At 40.0% G+C, this 19688-nt stretch carries 13 protein-coding genes; 5 read left to right on the top strand and 8 right to left on the bottom strand.

Translation table 11 applies throughout. The annotated features are described in order from the left end of the window. Positions 1 to 837 precede the first annotated feature (837 nt). The 4 genes from istA (at position 838) to OLM34_RS00280 (ending at position 6774) form a co-directional block, all read left to right on the top strand. Positions 838 to 2421: an IS21 family transposase gene (gene istA, locus OLM34_RS00295; RefSeq protein ID WP_264404400.1), complete on the top strand. Its 1584-nt coding sequence runs from the start codon at positions 838 to 840 to the stop codon at positions 2419 to 2421. Continuing rightward, a complete protein-coding gene (gene istB / locus OLM34_RS00290; RefSeq protein ID WP_264404399.1) occupies positions 2384 to 3139 on the top strand; it encodes an IS21-like element helper ATPase IstB in 756 nt (251 codons plus the stop codon). Before istA ends, istB begins: the two co-directional genes overlap by 38 nt. A 486-nt stretch (positions 3140 to 3625) precedes the next feature. Then, positions 3626 to 5305 carry a hypothetical protein gene (locus tag OLM34_RS00285; RefSeq protein WP_264404397.1) on the top strand — a complete coding sequence of 560 codons (1680 nt, stop codon included), beginning with the start codon at positions 3626 to 3628 and terminating at the stop codon, positions 5303 to 5305. A gap of 8 nt (positions 5306 to 5313) precedes the next feature. Further along, the gene (locus tag OLM34_RS00280; protein WP_264404395.1) at positions 5314 to 6774 is read left to right on the top strand and encodes a DUF5723 family protein; all 1461 of its coding nucleotides are present in this window, start codon (positions 5314 to 5316) and stop codon (positions 6772 to 6774) included. Positions 6775 to 7534: 760 nt separating this feature from the next. On the opposite strand, the gene OLM34_RS00275 is transcribed toward OLM34_RS00280, so the two are convergent. Beyond that, positions 7535 to 7936 (bottom strand): DpnD/PcfM family protein, encoded by a 402-nt coding sequence (locus OLM34_RS00275; RefSeq protein WP_264404394.1) that lies wholly within the window; start codon positions 7934 to 7936, stop codon positions 7535 to 7537. 14 nt (positions 7937 to 7950) lie between these two features. After that, on the bottom strand, positions 7951 to 8697 hold the full coding sequence (locus OLM34_RS00270; RefSeq protein WP_264404392.1) for a hypothetical protein: 747 nt from the start codon (positions 8695 to 8697) through the stop codon (positions 7951 to 7953). 482 nt (positions 8698 to 9179) lie between these two features. Between OLM34_RS00270 and OLM34_RS00265 the strand changes: the two genes are divergently transcribed. Next, positions 9180 to 9554: a hypothetical protein gene (locus OLM34_RS00265; RefSeq protein ID WP_264404390.1), complete on the top strand. Its 375-nt coding sequence runs from the start codon at positions 9180 to 9182 to the stop codon at positions 9552 to 9554. A gap of 438 nt (positions 9555 to 9992) precedes the next feature. Here the strand turns inward: OLM34_RS00265 and OLM34_RS00260 are convergent, their stop codons facing one another. The 6 genes from OLM34_RS00260 to OLM34_RS00235 all read right to left on the bottom strand — a co-directional run bounded on the left by OLM34_RS00260 (position 9993) and on the right by OLM34_RS00235 (position 19665). Continuing rightward, positions 9993 to 11198 (bottom strand): glycoside hydrolase family 26 protein, encoded by a 1206-nt coding sequence (locus OLM34_RS00260; RefSeq protein ID WP_264404388.1) that lies wholly within the window; start codon positions 11196 to 11198, stop codon positions 9993 to 9995. A 110-nt stretch (positions 11199 to 11308) separates the two neighbouring features. Beyond that, positions 11309 to 12772: a hypothetical protein gene (locus OLM34_RS00255; RefSeq protein ID WP_264404387.1), complete on the bottom strand. Its 1464-nt coding sequence runs from the start codon at positions 12770 to 12772 to the stop codon at positions 11309 to 11311. 74 nt (positions 12773 to 12846) lie between these two features. Further along, positions 12847 to 13830 (bottom strand): DUF5018 domain-containing protein, encoded by a 984-nt coding sequence (locus tag OLM34_RS00250; RefSeq protein ID WP_264404385.1) that lies wholly within the window; start codon positions 13828 to 13830, stop codon positions 12847 to 12849. A gap of 8 nt (positions 13831 to 13838) precedes the next feature. Then, positions 13839 to 15350: a RagB/SusD family nutrient uptake outer membrane protein gene (locus tag OLM34_RS00245; RefSeq protein ID WP_264404384.1), complete on the bottom strand. Its 1512-nt coding sequence runs from the start codon at positions 15348 to 15350 to the stop codon at positions 13839 to 13841. Positions 15351 to 15362: 12 nt separating this feature from the next. Next, positions 15363 to 18479: a SusC/RagA family TonB-linked outer membrane protein gene (locus OLM34_RS00240; protein ID WP_264404383.1), complete on the bottom strand. Its 3117-nt coding sequence runs from the start codon at positions 18477 to 18479 to the stop codon at positions 15363 to 15365. A 157-nt stretch (positions 18480 to 18636) separates the two neighbouring features. After that, complete coding sequence (locus OLM34_RS00235) at positions 18637 to 19665, bottom strand: glycoside hydrolase family 130 protein (protein WP_264404381.1); 1029 nt, start codon at positions 19663 to 19665, stop codon at positions 18637 to 18639. Between the last annotated feature and the right edge of the window lie 23 nt (positions 19666 to 19688).

The raw sequence follows: 19688 nt of genomic DNA, 5'->3' as shown, positions 1-19688 counted from the left end.
AGGGCTTTTTCACTTTTCCGGTCCTTGGCGGCATTCGGTTGTCCTTAAATTACTTTTTTTGATATCGATATCATTTGTCCTCCAGGCACAAGCATTACGTTTGTGCTCCATTTTCACTGAAGTGTGCTGCGCTTTTCATTATTTTTTCGCCTGCCGATAGGATGGTTTCGGCTTGTTGACGGCGAAGCATCGCGGCTACAATTTCGACCGGCAGGGGTTTTCAGCTTGCCGATCTTCTTGTTTTCTGCTAAATTTGTAATTTTTTTAACTTAAATACCGTTGCTGTTTTTATCGGGTTTGGATGGGTCTTCTTCGCTCTTCCTTCGCTTCATGCTTGCTCCTAAGGGGGGACGAGTGCACCGGATTTGGTGCGTCCGGTATAGGACAAACCTGCGTATGTGTGGCATGCAAAGCGGGATTCACGTGCGTCGACGGTGCGGAATCGAAGCGAGGATGGTGCAGCCTTGGAGCGAGGATGGAGCGGACTTGGTACGGACTTGGTACGGAGAAGGTGGGTCTTGTTCTTGTCTTGTCGGAATGCGTTTGCAGAAAATGTAAAAAATCAGGACGATACAGTGTAGGAAGTGTAGGAAGTGTAGGAAAGTTAGATGGGGAGCGGGTTTCGGGTGTATAGGAAAGCGTAGGAAAGCGTAGGAAAGCGTAGGAAAGTGTAGGAAAGTGTAGGAAGTCAGGGTACAAAGTGTAGGAAGGGCAGAGCCGAGCAGTTTGAGAAAAAGCAGGTGTATATATTACTCAAAAAGTACCCCACATTTCAATCGAAAAGTATACCACTTACCAACAAGAATGGATAGCATCCGTTCATAAAAAATGATAAGTATGTATACAAAACAAGAAATTATTATCAGCAGCTATCGTGAGGGTAAAAGTCAGAGACAAATATCCCGAGATCTGCAAATTAGTCGAAAGACCATAAGAAAGTATCTTTGTGAGCACGAAGAAGCGTTACAATCGGCCGAGAGTGTACAAACAGCCCAGTCAGGCAATTTATCGAGTGAGCCCTGCTATAAAATGACTACTCCTCGCACAAAAATAAAACTAACTCGTGAGGTGGAGGCCGCTATAGACGAGTTACTTGAAAAGAACGAACAAAAGAAGCAGCAGGGTCTGGTCAAGCAGCTGCTCAAAAAGAAGGACATTCATGAAGTGCTTCAAGGGCAAGGGCACGAGATAAGTTACACTACGGTGTGTAATTACATCATGCAAAAAGAGAATCGACAAGGAAGGAAAGAGGCCTATATTCGTCAAGTATACCGGCCGGGAGAAACTTGCGAGTTTGACTGGGGTGAGATCAAACTCGAGATATCGGGAAAAAGGCGATCGTTACAGCTTGCCGTATTTACCTCCGCCTACAGCAATTACCGGTATGCTTTTATTTACGAACGGCAGGATACACTTGCTTTCATGGAATCCCATGTGCGTTTTTTCGAAGCTATCGCAGGCGTTTTCCAAGAGATGGTTTATGACAACATGCGCGTAGCGGTAGCACGGTTTGTAGGTCGTCATGAAAAAGAACCGACCGAAGCCTTACTGCGCTTGCGTGGACATTATCAGTTCCGACATCGGTTTTGCAATATCCGTCGGGGAAATGAGAAAGGACATGTAGAGCGCAGCGTAGAATACGTACGCCGTAAAGCCTTTTCTTCAAAAGATACCTTTGCCGATATTGAGCAAGCAGAGCAGTGGCTGGAAGACACCTTAAAAAGGTTGAACGCTACCCCCCAGCAGGGAACAGGAAAGAGTGCCGACGAGCTGTTTGGGGAAGAAAGCGCAGCTTTGATTCATCATCCCGCAGCAGGAATGATCTGCAGTGAACAGGAGCAGTGCCGTGTAGATAAATATGCCACCATCAGTTACCGGACAAACCGTTATTCGGTTCCGGATCATCTGGTGGGAGAATTTGTAGAGGTAAATGTTCAGAGCCGGAAGCTGGAAATCTATTTTCAGAACAAACGGGTTGCCACACATGTTCGAAGTTACGAAAAACATAGCTGGCATATCGATATCGAACATTATCTGGACACCTTTAAGAAAAAGCCGGGAGCACTGGCCGGGAGTCAGGCCCTTGCCGACAACCATTATTTGGGAGGGCTGTACCGGAATTTTTTTCGGGATGAACCCCGCGAATTTATCGAACTGCTTTCTTACTGTCGAGAACAGAAGGTAAGTGAAGAAAAGCTGGAGGAATCCCTCCGGCGGTTGTTGGGTGCATCACCCCGGGGGGTGGTGAGTGTGGAGAAGCTACGAGCCCTCGTTGGAAACATCCCTACGGAAACTCCGATCAGAGCATCAGAAGATAACATAAGTATGAAAGCCAAAGAACAGCTTGCCGGAATCACCCGGTTAATGCATCAAACCCATTGCAATGGATACCGTCAATCAACAAATAATAACCTACAGTAAGGAGCTTCGCCTGCCGGCCTTCCGTCGAGACTACAAGGAACTGGCCATGGAAGCCGCCGGGGAGAGGCTTGACTATGAAGACTATCTGTTAAAGCTCATGGAACGGGAATATGAGTTACGGCTTGAGAATCGGAAAAAGACGCAGATAAGAAATGCACAATTTCCCTCCAGGATGTATCTTTCCGATCTTGACCGCAGTCAGTTACCACCGGCTGCCCAAGAGAAACTGCCCATACTGGAAAGATTGGATTTTATAGCCTCCGCCCAAAACGTGATACTTGCCGGCAATCCCGGTACGGGCAAAACCCATATCGCCATAGGACTGGGACTGAAAGCCTGCATACAGGGATATAAAGTACTCTTCACCACCGTTCACCGCTTATTGACCCAGCTGCGTGAATCACATGCCGGGCGAACTTTAAGACAGGTAGAAGCACAATTTGAAAAATATGACCTGGTCATCTGCGATGAATTTGGTTATGTTTCCTTCGATAAACAGGGTGCGGAGCTGCTTTTCAATCATCTCTCTTTGAGAACGGGCAGAAAATCGACCATCATCACTACGAACCTGGGATTCGATCGATGGGAAGAAATCTTCGGCGATCCCGTATTGACGGCTGCTCTGGTTGACAGATTAACTCATAAGGCTTATCTGATAGATATGAACGGGGAATCGTACCGACTGAAACAAACCAGAGATATGATGAGTGGGAAATGAAAACATCAACATCTACCAAAATAAGAGCGCCCGTTTTATCCTTTTTGGAGGTACCTCCAAAAAGGATAAAACTAACTTGGAATTTATTTTAAATTGGTATACTTTTGGATTGAAATACCGGTATACTTTTAGAGTGAAATAAACAAACGAATCAACTCATCATACCACACGCCTAAAGGCGGTGGGTTGTGGGATAACGGACTGTAAGTCCTTTTGAGGCTAAAGCTTCTTATAAGCAAGGATAGAGAGCCTGTTAAAATTCAAGAACCAACTCGAAAATCATCATCAGGTATACCTATATCCTGATGATGATTTGTCTTTTAATTTTCATACTCCATAAACAACCTTGTGAAACTTGACAGTTTATGTTAAAACCTAAAATTTTAAAAAATCCTTGTGAATATTAAAATAAAATTATACTTTTGAATCGAAATAAAATCCAATTTTTCACAAATAACTTTATTAAACTTTATAAGTTGGATGAAAATGAAAAGAGTAGTTACTTATTGTTTTTTGGCAATTACTTTCTGTTTTTCTTTTTTGCCGTCGTGCATGAACGATATCGACCTGCTGAACATCTCTTCCGATATTCAATGGAGCGGATCATTGGCCATTCCCATTGGCGAAGCCAATCTGAGCATGGAAGAGTTGGTGCACCAACTGGACAGCCAAAACATTTTGGTTACCGAAGGACAGGAAATTCTTTATCGGCAGGTGGATAGTATCGAATCGGGATTTAGGGAAATCGATCTGCGGGAGTATTCGCAACCGCTCAGCATGTCAATCCCGGTTTCTCCGATGGGCACCCAAACCATTCCTGCCAATTCTTCTTTCTCCGTCACAAGCAATGGCACTATCGACTTGGGTTTGAATCGTTCTCCGGAAGAAATCGTTGACAGCATACAAATTAAGTCCGCAACGTTGACCATTAAGGTGAATGTTGCCAATATTGCATCATTATCACCCGGCAATACCCGGATTACGCTGGAATTTCCGCCGGAGAGAGTCCGCAAGTCGGATGGTTCACCGTTGAGTCTTGTTTACGTACCTGCCGGTTTTAATCAAGCGGACTCTATCCCTATTCAGGATGTTGCGATAAACACTGCTCATGCAAGCGGGATTCCCGTTGCCGTAAAGGTCGAGTTAAAAGCCGGGAATTCTCCCGTTACCGTAAGACCATCATCCATGGTGAACGTTGAATTGAAATTTACCCAACTTCAATTTGAGGTTGCCTACGGTAAATTCGAACCCTCCGAAATTGCTGCCACAACATTCAAACTGAATTTAGATTTGCCTTCTTTCACGTGGGATGGAAATTTCAAATTTGCCGATCCCCGATGTGATCTTACCGTCAAAAGCAATATCGGAACGTATATGCTTCTTGATGTGGCATACGTAAAAGCATACAGCGAATCTGCTCCGGAGCAGGCAATCTATGCTTCTTTCGATGGCAATCATTTCACCACCGAAGCGTTGAATGATAAACCCGGTCGGCCGGGTCTTTGGGTTGCGAAACAATTGCGTCAAATAAATAAGGAGTATGGAGCTATCGATCAATTTTTCGATCATCCGACCCTCCCTGATGTGATTGAATTTAAGTATACCGTTCGTCTGGACGAAGATAAGATCAACCGTGACCCGACACCGAATTTTATCACACCCGATGCAGCAATCAAAGTGATATACAAGATTCAGATTCCCCTGTATCTCAAACCCGAAAGTTATTACGAACTGAACGATACGATTAAGGATGTAGGCGACGATATCGACGATGCACTCGAAGAGGCAAGTATCGACAATGCCAAGTTAATCCTTACCGTTTCAAACGGGTTACCGATTAAAGGAGACTTGTCTATCATCCTGTTGGATTCACTCAACAGGGAAATAACCTCCGATTTGGATACGGATTATCCTATCGATGCTCCTGCAATTGATGCCGGCGGTTATGTGACACAGGGAGGAGTTACTCCTCAAAAAATTGAAATTGGATTAACGAACAGTCAGATAGAAGATTTAAAAAAAGCGAACCATATCGCATACCGGTTTCGAATAGACAGTAAAGATGATCGTTCGTTTATTCATTTTACGACCTCCAACTATTTTGGCGTTAAATTGGGAATGTTTGTCCGGGGAAGTGTAAAAAATACCGATTCCAATAAAAATTGAATATACCCATGAAAACAATGATTACTTCAGCCACCATCAGTCTGTTGTGCATGGTTTCCATTCTATCTGTAAAGGCTCAACAGCTCAATACGCTTTATTTCATGGACAATATGCCGGTTCGCAACGCTTTGAATCCTGCCTTTCAGCCGATGAACAGTTTTTATTTGGGACTTCCTGTGTTGGGGTATACTTATTTAGGTATCGGGAATAATTCGTTGACCCTTAAAGATGTGGTATATAAACAGAACGGAGAAACCATCTGGTTTTTGAATCCTGCGGGAGACAAAGATAAATTTTACAAGTCACTCCATTCGAACACGTTGCTCAATACCGATTTGCAACTCAATTTGCTTTCCTTCGGATTCCGTCGCGGTATTTCTTATTTTACTTTTGGAATTACCGAAAAAGTGGACGGACAATTATCGCTACCGAAAGAGATGATGAAACTGTTGCTTTATGGCACGCCGAATCCGGAGAACAATTATTTCGATTTTAAAAATCTGAATGCCAATGCCTCTGTCTATACTGAAGCAGCTTTGGGCTATTCCAGAATAGTAAATGACCGGTGGACGGTGGGAGGTAAACTTAAATTTTTGTATGGTACAGCCAATGTTTCCACTTCCAATGAATACTTGGATTTAAATGCCGGCATAGAAGCGTGGACATTAAAAGGAAAGGGATCGATAAACATTTCTTCTCCGGCCGAAGTTATCGTGGGCGACAACTTAGAGTCGATCGACTTTAATGAACCTTCTTCGGTTAACGGTTGGCTCAAACCTTCGGGGATGGGAGCAGGTATCGATATCGGCTTTACGTATAAAACTACTGAACGGTTAACTTTATCGGCAGCCCTGATCGATTTGGGGATGATTCGTTGGAACGGCAATGTTAAACGGGTAGGGTATTCCGTGGATTACACTTTCGAAGGAATTGCCCAAATCAACAACTTGGATTCCGTGAACATGGAGGCTTTTACGGATTCCTTAGAAACCGCATTTAAGAATTCCTATACTACTGAACAGGCGACCCATTCTTTTACCACCTATACTTCTCCTAAACTGAATATTGCAGCCGAATATGGTTTTCGCAACAATAAAATCAGTGTGGGTATGCTGTCGCGGACAATGAAAGTGAAACGGAATATTTATGAAGAATTGACGGCGTCGGTCAATCTGAAACCCGGCAGTGCTTTCAATATGTCTTTCTCCTATTCGTTGACGAATGGAAAAATGAGCAACGCAGGCATGGCCATGGGGCTTCGTACCGGATTTATTCACTGGTGTTTATCGGGTGATTACTTTTCTTTCAACAATGCCCCGCTGCCGTTAGATGAAGGCGATGCTTCCGTGTCTTCCCGTAAGCTACCGGTACCTTATAAAAGCAAAGGGGTCAATTTGGCGTTAAGCGTGAATCTTGTTTTCGGAAACAAAAGAAGAGATATCCCTAAAGACCTCATGCCGGATTATTGATAATATCGCTTAAATGATACCGCCGCTATCATCTATTTTATTAAGGTTAAATGTCATAAGAAGATAAGTGCAAGTTTTACAGAGCGTTGCACAGAGCATCCGTTTCTCCTGCTCACTTTTAACGACGTGGACGAGCATTATCCTTCGTTTGTGGGCGGAAAAACCTTATTACATGATTACATGATTGCGAGTCCGAGTTTTAAGAAAGCCGTGATAAAGTTGAGAAACAACAAAAAAATTATCCTTGTTGCCCATAATGCTTCTTCCGAAAATATATATAAATCCGGTCTGTTAAATTGAAAGGGAAAGCATATACCAATAATTATTTATCTCACAGCGACATACTAAAAGAAGGGATGATCGAATTGGATATGGGTTCAACTCCAACCATGAAGTGGGAGCAGTAAACACATGATACGGTGACAGTGAACTGTTAGCCGACTCATTCATGGGGTTGCCAATACTTCGATAGGCGGAATGAATTTTACGGTTGAAAAAGTAGGCAAATATAAAAGAAGCCGAGAAGAGAAAAAATACATTTGTTCTTAACATGTACCGGGTATAAATTTCCAAACATATGAAGCGCAGCCATTATGGTTGTTGCCTTTTGATAAACACGCTTTCTCTCTCGGTGGTTCGAGCAGTAGAGAATTCCCCTCAAAATTTCATATTCTGTTTAAAAAGTTATTAGGATATTTTGTTTTCTAAAATTAAATCTCGATGATATAAAATTCAGAGGGTCGGCAAAATCATGTTGAACTTAAAGTTCACCTTTATAAAACATATCTATATATTTTATAGCTTCCTTTATAAAATAAGATTTAATCTTAAGTTCAAATAAATATTCTTCATTTACAATACATTGAGTACTCCCTGCTTCTGTAGCAATGAGGTTAGATTTTTCTTTCGGAATACCAATCAGACAAAGAATTTCACTTAACTTAGTTCTTGGATCTTCGTATTTCATTTGTAATATGTCATCAATCCGAGAATGATCTATGTAAGGATAAAAATCAACTTCTAGAAAATCATCTGAATCCAAAACAATTTCTTCTTTACGATAATCTTCTTTTACTTTTGATATTGCACCCTCAAGATTTTCCGCTTCAACACCGATTTTCCTTGATAAAATTTCTTGAACTTCTATTACAAATGTTTCCATATCTATTCTACAATTTAAAGAATGAATTCGAATTTTTGTTGTTCAATCAGACTTTCATATTGGTTATTTAATGCTTCATAGTCGAGGAACGACACTCTGTTATTTTTTGTTAAATCTTTAAAAGAAGAATACTTTATTTTATTCAAAAACTCTTCTCTTCTTCTATTGTCAGCAACAATAACCATGCGGGAATAAAAGTCTTGTAAATCATTAAATTTTAGCAATGAATTTTGAATGTCGGTTGAATGCTCAACTTCGAAAAAAGAATGAGGCATATTTCTCTCGTTGAACCAGATAACATCGACTGTTGAACTTCTTTGAACTAAATAATTGAAAGAAAATTTTGGTAATTCTGACAGTGAGCTAATATCTCCTAATTTTCTCCCATCATAAAATTTTCGGTTTTTATCCTGATTAGGGACGAATGTTGATAATCCTTTTAATTCCCCAACAATTAAAAGTAAACCCTGATAATAAGAGTGATTAAATTCTTGTAGTTCGATTGCGTCTTTTGTTTTATCAGTTTCTATTATAATTCCTCTATTTTCGATTTCTTTTCTTAATTGTTTTAGCCCATATAACCCTGGTTTTATTTTAAAAATATTTTCATTAGTTTGTACTATTCTTCTAATACTTGCAAATGGAGTTTTTGTTTTCCATTTACAATCTTCTATCTTTAAAACTTCTTGGTACAATTGTCCTAATGTTGCAACTCCTCCAAGTTTTTCCAGTGTTAATATCACAGCTTCGTATTGTTTCATCTAGGCAAGATTATGAAATATTTCTTTGAACGAGAACTTCGAGCGTAGTACAAAATCGTGTTAGACGAATTTGCTCACTGTCGTCAAAACTTTCTTTTGTGTATGAATTGAAACTTGATGTTCGACATATAAAACACGTTTTGTTGAGGAAAATGAACAAACCCAACCCATTTCACAAAAGGTTTTGCGTTATTCTGCATCTATTTTTTCTTTTATTAAACAACAAATTTTCTTGATATTCTTTATCGAAACAAATGTACATGAAAAAAGAGGTATTTCCAAACGAGCAAAAATAAAAAATCAAGCCCACAAAACTTTAACGGCTTACCGTATGGTGCTTGAAGCACAAATGTTACCTTTGTAAGTTGATTTTCATTGACCAACGAAAAATAAATGAATTGTCAGACAATTTATTCCGGTAATTTTAGAAAAGAGTTTTTGAAAAACAATAGAATTGTATAAATTTTTAAAATCATGAGAAAATGAAAAAGATGTTGGTTTTTGCATGCATCGCTGCGTTTGTTGCCATTTCAACAAATGCCGGTATAGATCAAGATTATAAAGGTCTTGTTGGCGAATGGAAATTTGAAGTGCCTTCCGCACCTTATGGTTATGAGAAAGGGATGCTGTATTTTTTTGAAAAAGAGAATAGGTTGGAAGGGGAAGTTAAATTTGGTGAAGGCAATAAAATTAAATTGACGAATCTACGTTATGCTAAGGACTCTTTAAGATGTAATCTGTATGTTGACAATGAATACGTAGATGTTAAAGCCAAGGTTGAGGGTAAAAAAATCCGGGGTGTTGCCCATACTTCAATAGGAGAGATGAATTTTGCGGCTGAGAAAACCGGTAAATAAAAAAGTGTCTAGTTCTGAAATAGGTTTACAAAAAAGTAAACAGGATTCAGGATTATAAACTAAAAACTGTAAACAAATTTCAGGACGATACAATCTTGACTTTTTCGTGGAAGGCGATAAGTGTAGGAATGTAGAGAGCCGGAAGTGTAAGAAAAACAAGAAGTGTAGGAAGTGTAGGAAGTGTAGGAAAGTTAGATGGGGAGCGGGTTTCGGGTGCGTAGGAAAGTGTAGGAAAGTGTAGGATTTGGGGTTAAAAGCGGAGCAAAAACGATGAGTTTGTTCAAGAGTTGGTAGATGATGAAGGCCGGAGAGGGCGGAAAAGCGAAGGCAGTGGGAGAAGCGGCGAAAGAAGCGGAAGAAGTGGAAAAACGGGGACGGCGGCTGCACAAGCGTACGAGCAGAGGCGGGGAAAGAATCGAATGGTTTTTTTCTCTCTTGTTAATTTACTTTTATTTTTTTGGGCATGGAATACATATCGGGTAAATCGTGAGAGAAAAAAGTTCTCGGATCATTATAAAACTTCAAAAAATCATTTTCTGATGCATGTCCTTTGTAAACGGAAAAAAAGTGCGTGCCTTCTTCTGCCGGATCATAAGCATTTCGCCACATTACCACCATACTTATGGTTTGACCAACAAGCGGGGTTAACAGCTGCTTGGTCCAATAATCCGTAACCGGAGATCCATCGGGATAACGGATGCCTTCTACTCCGGTTTCTGTGATCCCGCAAGGCTTTTTTATGTCTTTTGAAAATTTGCTCAGGGCATGAGCGTTAATTGTCAACGTATTGGGATTTAATCCATGATATGAATCCATTCCGACAAAATCGACATAGTCATTTCCCGGCCATCGATACAAAAAGTCATTCGTTGTTTTGGGTGAATCCATTTGAGGCGAGATGGCATAAATAAAAGAATGAACTCCCTTGGTATCCCGAAGATAGTTCACAGTAAAATGCCATAAATTGATGAATTCGTTTTGAGTGGTACATGAACTTCCCCACCACGACCATGTTTGGGTATGTTCATGAAAAGGGCGCAAAATTACCGGTATTGTTTCTTCTTTATCGCCTTTTAGATGGGATGAAAATTCGGCCAAACGATCCAGCCAACTTTTAAATCGTTTATTGGTATCGCTGCCCTCCTTAAGAATTTCCTTTACCACATCGTTGCGCGAATTATCCCACGAGTCACCCCCGGTTAACGGATTATTCAAATGCATGCAAGCTATGATTACTTCTCCGCGTTCATAGGCTTCCAATATGACTCTCCTTCGGATGGCATTTTCACGAATACCGTTTTCAGTGAGGCACCGATCATCCATAATGGGACCAAAATCGACACTGAAAACCGCAGGATAGTCACCACATACCTCTTTGGTATCGGAACGCCCGGCTTCATTGTACCATTTACGTCCGTACCAAAGATCATCATGATGTCCAAACATAAATCCTTTTTGTTGTATTTCCCATAAATTGGCATATAATGCTTTGGTTTCCAACGTAGCGTTTTTATCGGCCAGGGATAATTCCGTTATTTCTTCTTCCGTATTATCCTCTGTGTTTTCGATTCCGTCTTCGGTGCTTGAGCAGGAAACGGTAAAAAGGATCCATAAAAATGCCAAAAGTACCTTGTTATTTTTCATTGTGCAGTAAGTAATTATTATTCGTAAATTGGAAAGATTATGCTGTCCAATCGGTTAAATTGTTTTTTTGCCGTTGACACGTTTAACTCAGTATACTAAACGCGTGTAATTTAATATTCAAAAGTAGTATAAACAACCAACGAATTGGCCGGCACAGTGATGATTTCTCCCTTATCCCATCGCAATGTCAAATTATTTTCAGTGGGCAATAATACATGATCGCCTTCTGTTTTTAAGTTATCCTGCGAGTAAACGAATTTTTTTGCATGATCCAATCCGGTTAACGAAGAGTGCCGAATTTTCACTTGTTGAACTTCGTTTGAAATATTAAGTAATGCCAACATATAGTGGTTGTCTTTCCCCGAAAAAGCAGCTTTTATAGCCGGATTCCCGGTTACGCTTACCTTATACACATCAGATCCTGTGGGCATATACCGACACAGCAACGACCATGCATAATACCAGGGACGAACTTTTTCTTCTTCTTTGCCAAAAAATTCTTCTCCCAATATATTCCAAAAACCCCATATTTTCAACTTTTCCGGTGATTCGTTAGCGTGCATGGCATCATCCAGCATCCAGGCGACTGACCCCGAATACCCTGCATTTATCGTTTGTAATAAAGCATCAGCCATATCTATCCCATACATATAATCGTAAACAAACAGTTGGGAATCGTCTTTCGATGCATACTTTTTTGATTGTGCCCGACTGATATTTTCTTTTCTGTAGACGGAATCGGCTTCTTCCACAAATTTAAGGCCAATTTCACCCATAACGATTTGCTTGTCTTCAGGAACTTGTTTTTGATAGGCTTGAATGATATCGCTGTATTTTCCGGAATTTACCGTAATTTTGGATGGATAGGTATGAATATCGTAAAGTCCGATTTCTTTCGATAAGTGTGTCGAACAACTATCGATCCACCATGTTTCTTTGGTATCCCAAATCGCAATGTCGGGTCCAACAATTTTCAGTTTTTTTGTCAAATTTTGATTTTCCATTTCATCATGGAAAAAACGAAGGGCTTTTTTCCATACCGGATAACTGCCGTTAGTGGCTGCCCAATAGCCGTTGGGTTCGTTTATCAAATTGTAATAGTTGATGCATGAAAACGATTTTTCATTTACCAGGTAATTCAAATAATCGACTGCATATTTGATATTCCGCTCATTTATATCGGATTCATCGATCAATCCCCAACCCCAATCACCAAACATAACCTTGACATTGCGTGATTGGCAATAATCCAAAATAGGTTTGATATTCTCAAAATTCTTATCGGGGTTGAGAATGCCGTTTTCAACTAAGGAGGTGGTATTGAGCATCACCCTGATAAAATGAGGGCGCATAAAATCGAGGCGAGCATATAATTTTTCCCAATCCGAGGGGGAAATTTTCAGTTTCACTTCACCGTAATCCAGTTGATAGGGATCCCATTGAACGCCGTTGCCGATATAATTTTTACTGACTAAGGTATCGCCATGAATGGTTACATAGGTAATATTTTTTTCGCTGTTGCAACCTGCAAACGAAACTAGCAGTAACGAGAGAAAAAGGATGTATTTTGTCATATTCTTCATTTGTTTTTAAGGTGGAATAAAATGCAGGGAATCAACTTATCATCCCTGCATTTTAATTTGTAAATTTATTGTTTTGTCACCATTATGAAAAATTTGCGGGGTTTTTTTACAAATTTATCGTAATCGGAATAAATGCGGGTCCAATCGTCAGTTCCGGATAATTGGAATGAAAAAGCGTTATGAGGAATGGTTATCCAATGTTCGATATTATTGCCAATGTTATCTTTGAAAAGCAAATACGTACCCGGATTTTCCAATACACTTATCGTTGTTTTTCCATCCTTATCGGTAAAAGAGATTGTTCCTGCCGAATAATTTCTTACCCAATGACTTTCTCCCTTAGGAATTTGACGATAAAAATGATTCACGTCGATATCGACTCCCGGATTCTCCGGATTTTGACTGCCATTAAAGATAAAATCGGCATATTTACCATCCGGACCCGGATCATTGACACATATGCCGGAAGTATTTCCCTCATCCGAAATTTCGGTCATGGTAAAGGTGAGGGTATTGTCGCATTCGGCTTGCGGTAAATTATCCACTTTCCAACACCATGGTTTATCCAATAAAGACAACACTCCGCCTCCCCACCATTCGGGACCGGTTCCTCCATATAAGACCAAATCGTCGATGGTCCATGTTCCAATCAGGGTTTCCGAAAATTCGGTTGCATATATGGTGTATTCCCTTGTTTTTCCATTCTGTGATGTGACCGTTATCGTTGCTTTTCTTTCCGCATTATTAAAATCGAGAGTACTGCCGGGTTGGATTGAACAGGTAGCGCGGTAAGAGAGTAAAATCTTTTCCAATTCAACTTTTGATAGATCGGGTATTGCATCCACATTCAATTTAATATAAATTACACCTTTCTCCTCATCGATGCGTTGAATTTCGGCTGTTCCAACTTGATTTTTAAACTTAATGCTCAAAACGGATCGCTCATTGTTCCATTTGCCTTCCTCTATATCGGCTAACGGATCTTTTACGCAGGATTGTTGAAAGATGGCAACCACGATCAGACTGACAACTAGTATTATTTTTTTCATACCTTTTATTATTTTCTTAATTCACCATTCAAATTAATTTCGGCTTGAGGTATAGGATAAAATGTATATTGATTTTCGGTTAATCCGGCATCAACAACTTCCTTAATTTCCCCAATTTTATTACAACGACGAAGATCATACATATAATCGCCTTCGAAAGCCATTTCAAATTTTCTTTCTTTCCTTACTTCATTTCTAAAATCGGCGGTACTCAAACCCGGCCGCAAATTTCCTAAACCGGCTCGTGAACGAATGTAATTGACCAGGTTGTAGGATTGATCATTCGGACCTGCAGCTTCGGCGTAAATTAATGCTATATCAGAGTAACGGATCAAAAAAGGTCGGGTACTTGTTTTGTCTCCTTCAAATTTAGGGTCGATATATTTACGACAGAAGGGATATAACAAATTACCGGGATATTCACTTTTTACCTGCCCGTTGGCATCATATACTTTATTCACTATCAGGTGATTTTTTCGTCTGTCATTGGCATCGTATTCGTTATAAAAATCAATCTCTGTACGATATTCTCCCCATCCATCATGCGATGGAATAAATTCATCGGTATCACCTTGTTTCAAATAAATGGTCGCTCCATCGATATAAGGAATGAACATTTTCGATATTTTGGAATATTCTCCTTCGCTTTGACCGGTTCTATCCATTCCCATGATGAATATTTTTTCTTTGCCCCGCGGATTTTCAACATCATATATGCTAAGTAGATTATTTTCAAATCCATACGTATTTTGCTTGGTAATCACTTCATTGGCAAAATATGCTGCACTATCATACATTTGGGTAACATCGCGTTTCATATCGCGATACAAAAGCACATTGTTTTCTTTTGCGCTGGCCACATATAAATAGGCTTTTGCCAATAACGATTGAGCTGCAACACGATCGGCACGTCCGATTCTGGGTTGTTCATAAACAGGCAATAATTCGATGGCTTTGCGGCAATCGGTAAAAATAATTCCCCACGCTTCATCCATATCGGCAGCCAAACCGGCCGAAGTCTGTTCTAACGTTTCAACAAGGCTGTAGTGCATTGGAACCAAACCAAAGTTGCGAACCAAATTAAAATAATTCCAAGCACGAAGAAAATAGGCTTCCCCTAAATATTGATTTTTGAGTTTCGCATCGAAATCCGCATCCGGCACTTTTTTAATCACTGCGTTGGCTCGGTTGATTCCGATATAGGCATATTTGAAAAAATTCTCGAGCGTCTCATTGGTTTTAAAATTGATTACTTTCCAATTGTTCAAGTCTTGATTGTGTACCGACGCATCGGATTTTGTTGTCAACATCTCGGTCGGCATATCGCCGAGGAAAAATATCGATCGTGAATATTCCAAATAATTCAGCGTACCGTATGCATAATTAACAGCAGCTTCTGCATCTTCGGCTGTCTTGAAAAAATTATCTTCAGAATAAAATCCGTAAGGGTATTCATCCAAATTGCAAGCCGAAAGGAGAGCGATAGAAAAGAAGATAACGAGTTTTATTTTAGTATTCATAATAATAGCGTTTTAAAAAGTTATATCGATACCAAAAGTCCAATTTCTTAGACGTGGGTATCCACCATAATATACCCCTAATAAATCGACTTCAGGATCATATCCTTTAAAGTTGGTAAAGGTGTACAAATTGGAAGCATTTACATATAAACGGAGTTTTGAGGCAACTATTTTTTCGCTTGGCAACTTAACCGTATATCCCAGTGTTAAATTTTGGACGCGTAAAAACGAACCGTCTTCAATCCACCAATCGGAAAACATAACTTGCCGGCCATCCCTTAAACTTGGGTATTTATTTGTGGGATTATCCGGCGTCCAACGCAAGGGTTGGTTGCTCGGTTGATTAAATGCTTGGGTATTGACCACATCATTACCTACAACTCCATTTAAGAAAATCTCGGCATCGAAATTCCGCCATCGGGCATTCAGTGATAAACTGCCGGTAAAATCGGGATTGGGATCTCCAATAACATCTTTATCGTTTTCATCGACTGTGCCATTTGTATCCAAATCGACATATTTGTATTCTCCAGGCATGGCATATTCACCGGTCAGTCCGGCTTCTAAGCCTTCAGCCAAGGTTTGTATGATTCCGTCTGTTTTATATCCATAAAAAACATTTACAGGGTGACCTATGGCCAATATATTGGTGTATCCTCTATACTGTTCCAAATTATTGCCACTGTATTCGAAAAGTAAACCGGTTCGTTCATTGGTAATCAAACCCGACTCGAGGGTATTTCCTAGATCGAGCACTTTATTTTTATTTTTTGAGAAGATGAGAGTCCCAGACAACGTCCAATCGTTGTTGTCGAGAATTATACCATCGACGGTTAGTTCGATGCCCCGATTTCGAAGTTTACCATCATTCACCCACATTTTATCGTAACCCGAAGAAAGAGCTAAATTACGTTCGCGTAAAAGATCATACGTCAATTTGTTATAATAATCAAACGTCATTCTCAATCTTCGATTAAAAAAAGCGAGATCGATTCCGAAATCCGATTGAGCCGTCGTTTCCCATTTCAAACCCGGATTGGGTATCCCGCTCCATACGCGATAAATCCATCCCGGTCCGGTCCATCCGGATACGTAGCCCGGACCAATAGTGGTTACCCAATTGCCATCGTTGTAATATTTCCCCGTTCCGTATCTGCTCAATGTTTGATAAGGGCTTATACCTTGGTTACCTGAAATGCCGTAGCTGAAACGAAATTTCAATTCGTCAAACAGGTTCAAATTTTTGATAAAATTCTCTTCATGAGCTTTCCAGCTGACTGCGCCGGAAGGGAAAAAAGCCCATCGATTATCTTTTCCAAATTTAGACGAAGCATCGGCTCGAGAAGTAAATGTCAGCAAGTACTTATTATTGTAAGTATAATTTATTCTTGCCAGGTAAGACAAAAGTTTCGATTCGGAGTAACCGTTGCTGATCACATTTTTTTCGGGATTTCCTGCCGACATATTTTCGTTTTTCAAGGCTTCATTTACAAAATCATTTGCTTGAAGATACGAACTTCGAGACATGTAATACTCGTATGAATGTCCTATCATTATACCGATGTCGTGTCGGTCTGCTACGAGTTTTTGGAAATTGGCATAATTTTCCGTAACAAAATTTTGTCCTTCCCAATTATTTATCACCCCTTGTCCGTTATTGAATGTACCGGCTTCGGTATATTTTTTGGGATAATAGGCATCTTGGGTAGATTTACCATAATGGTAATTGAGTTGCGAGGTTAATTGCAGCGATGGGAATACTTGCCATTCCAAGGCAGCCGAACCGATATTATCAAACATTTTCGTTTGATTTTTCCTGTGATCCGAAATCGCTATGGGATGTGAGTAATCGTTGCTGCTCGTCAAATAGTAATCTCCATTTTCATCATATACAGGGAATATGGGATTTCGCCAATATGCCAAATCGTTATTGGTATTTCGGTTTCCTAAATATATAATATCGGAAAAACGAAGGTTTAGGTTGTCATATAGCTTGTGATCGACTTTCAAATTAAGCCCCAATTTGTCGTAATCATCCTTGATATATACACCTTGATCGGTAAAATAGTTTGCACTAAAATTAATACGGGTTTTTTCAGTTGAATTGGCAAAAGAAAGGGTAGTATTATTGGATAGAGGAGCATCTCTGAATACGAGTTCATCCCATCGGGTATTCGTTTTCCAGGTAGTCATAAGTTCTTCAACGGAGGGATAATAGATACCCGTAGAACTTACTTCACCAACATAAAGCGGGGACAGTCCGGCATTGGTTCGAGCCTCATTGCTAAGTAATGCCATGAGAACAGGATCTCGCCATAAATTGAGTTTGGAAGTAAATTCAGACATAACCAGCTGCTGCTTGATTTGTATGGTAGGCTTTCCTATGCGCCCTTCTTTAGTGGTCACCAAAATGACGCCGTTTGCACCGCGAGACCCATAAATAGCGGAGGCTGAAGCATCTTTTAAAATTTCTACCGATTCGATATCGATTGGATTTATTTGTTTCAAATCGCCTGCTTCACCTAAGGGGAAGCCATCGACAACAATTAACGGAGAATTTGAACCGCGCAAAGAACTGGCACCTCTGATACGTACTATTGAGCCTGCACCGGGATCTTGCGAAGAATTTACAATCTGCAAACCGGCTGCGCGTCCTTGCAGTAATCCTTCGATGGAATTGGCCGGAATATCTTTCACAACATCGGTTTTTATACTTGCAACCGATCCTGTGAGGTCGCTCTTTTTCACTGTACCGTATCCCACTACCACAACTTCTTGCAATTGTAAATTATCCACCAAAACCACGTCAATTCTCGATCTGCCTTCAATCGGTATTTCTTGTGACTGAAAACCAACGTAGGAAAATTCCAAAACAGCATTTTTTGGCACATCTTTCAGGGTATAGAAGCCGTTAATATCGGTGACGGTTCCCAGGGGTTCTCCTTTCACCTTTACTGTTGCCCCTATAAGAACTTCTCCTTGACTGTTCTTAACGTACCCCGACACATTTATCGGATCACCCTCTTGTTCGATAGAGGCAAAGGTAACATGAGGAGTAATCCACCACAGCATGATTGCCAGGCAATAAAATAATAATAAGGATGGTTGTTTTTTTCTTTTCATTTTCATGTTCATTTTAAATTATCAGCGGTTACTAAACAATAGACGGATTCTATTTTTCAAAAGTAGATATTTCTATCATCCTTTCATTCAAATAATTTGCTAATTAATTATACTATTTTGAATAGGATAATTTTTTTTATGTCGATTTCCGGAATTTATTGTGCTAGTTGTTTTTGGTGTTGCTAAGTAAATAATCGATCAATTCGTCAACTGAGCATGTGGCTAATCCCACGTATTTATCGGAACAACCGTAATACACGTATAAAGTGTCATTGACAATAACGTTTCCGGTCGGGAATACGCATCCTTTATAGTACCCGTCAAACTCATAATCGAATTCGGGTTCTAATATAAAATCGTTGGTTTTGGCTATGATTTTGAGGGGATTATTTAAATCGAGTAATAATGCTCCTACACGATAACAACCCTGTCCACCCTTATTAACACCATGATACAATAACAGCCATCCCTTATCCGTTTTTAAAGGAGGAGCTCCTCCACCCACTTTTTCCTCCCATGTTCCTTGTCTTCCTGTTAGGAGCAAATGACTTTCTTTATTTTCCCAGTTTAACAAATCATCAGAAAATTTAATCCAAATGGACGGGTATTCTACACCATATTTTTCGCCGACATATTGTTTTGGCCGGTGCATCATCACATATTGATTATTAATTTTTTCCGGAAATAATATAACGTCACGATCATCCAATATGGGTGAAGTAATGCGGCCTAATCTCCTGAATGAACGGAAATCATTGGTAGCAGCCAGCCCCGAATTGGCTAAATTGTATTTTAACACCTGAGGGGCTTCATCATCGCATTCCGACAATAAAACCTCATCATGACCAAATTCCCAATATTGTCCCGGATGAAAAGGGCGGTATGCATAAGTGATATAGTACGTATTTCCAAACTTAACTATTCGTGGATCTTCAACACAACCTGCATCGGGACCATCCGGACTAGGAGAGAAAACAGGCAAATTCGATTGACGCTCAAAATTTATCCCATCATTACTTGTTGCCAGTCCAAAACGGATAACATGTTCCTTGTCATTTCCCGCTGCCCGGTATAGCATATAAAATACACCTTTATCGTAATAAACCCCCGGATTACAAGTAACTAGCGATTCCCAACTGTTTTCAATTTTTGGACTTAGGATCGGATTTCTTTCAAATTTTTTTAATTTCATACCTCATTCTTACATTTGATTAT

This window comes from Anaerorudis cellulosivorans, from assembly GCF_025943985.1.
GTDB classification, from domain to species: Bacteria; Bacteroidota; Bacteroidia; order Bacteroidales; family Dysgonomonadaceae; genus Anaerorudis; species Anaerorudis cellulosivorans.
This window is presented reverse-complemented; position numbering and strand designations above follow the sequence as displayed.

Excerpts from the sequence above, each read along its gene's own strand:
- istB (WP_264404399.1), top strand. The coding sequence starts at position 2,384 with ATGGATACCGTCAATCAACAAATAATAACCTACAGTAAGGAGCTTCGC.
- OLM34_RS00260 (WP_264404388.1), bottom strand. The coding sequence starts at position 11,198 with ATGAAAAATAACAAGGTACTTTTGGCATTTTTATGGATCCTTTTTACC.
- OLM34_RS00285 (WP_264404397.1), top strand. The coding sequence starts at position 3,626 with ATGAAAAGAGTAGTTACTTATTGTTTTTTGGCAATTACTTTCTGTTTT.
- OLM34_RS00250 (WP_264404385.1), bottom strand. The coding sequence starts at position 13,830 with ATGAAAAAAATAATACTAGTTGTCAGTCTGATCGTGGTTGCCATCTTT.
- OLM34_RS00235 (WP_264404381.1), bottom strand. The coding sequence starts at position 19,665 with ATGAAATTAAAAAAATTTGAAAGAAATCCGATCCTAAGTCCAAAAATT.
- OLM34_RS00265 (WP_264404390.1), top strand. The coding sequence starts at position 9,180 with ATGAAAAAGATGTTGGTTTTTGCATGCATCGCTGCGTTTGTTGCCATT.
- OLM34_RS00240 (WP_264404383.1), bottom strand. The coding sequence starts at position 18,479 with ATGAAAATGAAAAGAAAAAAACAACCATCCTTATTATTATTTTATTGC.
- OLM34_RS00280 (WP_264404395.1), top strand. The coding sequence starts at position 5,314 with ATGAAAACAATGATTACTTCAGCCACCATCAGTCTGTTGTGCATGGTT.
- OLM34_RS00245 (WP_264404384.1), bottom strand. The coding sequence starts at position 15,350 with ATGAATACTAAAATAAAACTCGTTATCTTCTTTTCTATCGCTCTCCTT.
- OLM34_RS00270 (WP_264404392.1), bottom strand. The coding sequence starts at position 8,697 with ATGAAACAATACGAAGCTGTGATATTAACACTGGAAAAACTTGGAGGA.
- OLM34_RS00275 (WP_264404394.1), bottom strand. The coding sequence starts at position 7,936 with ATGGAAACATTTGTAATAGAAGTTCAAGAAATTTTATCAAGGAAAATC.
- OLM34_RS00255 (WP_264404387.1), bottom strand. The coding sequence starts at position 12,772 with ATGACAAAATACATCCTTTTTCTCTCGTTACTGCTAGTTTCGTTTGCA.
- istA (WP_264404400.1), top strand. The coding sequence starts at position 838 with ATGTATACAAAACAAGAAATTATTATCAGCAGCTATCGTGAGGGTAAA.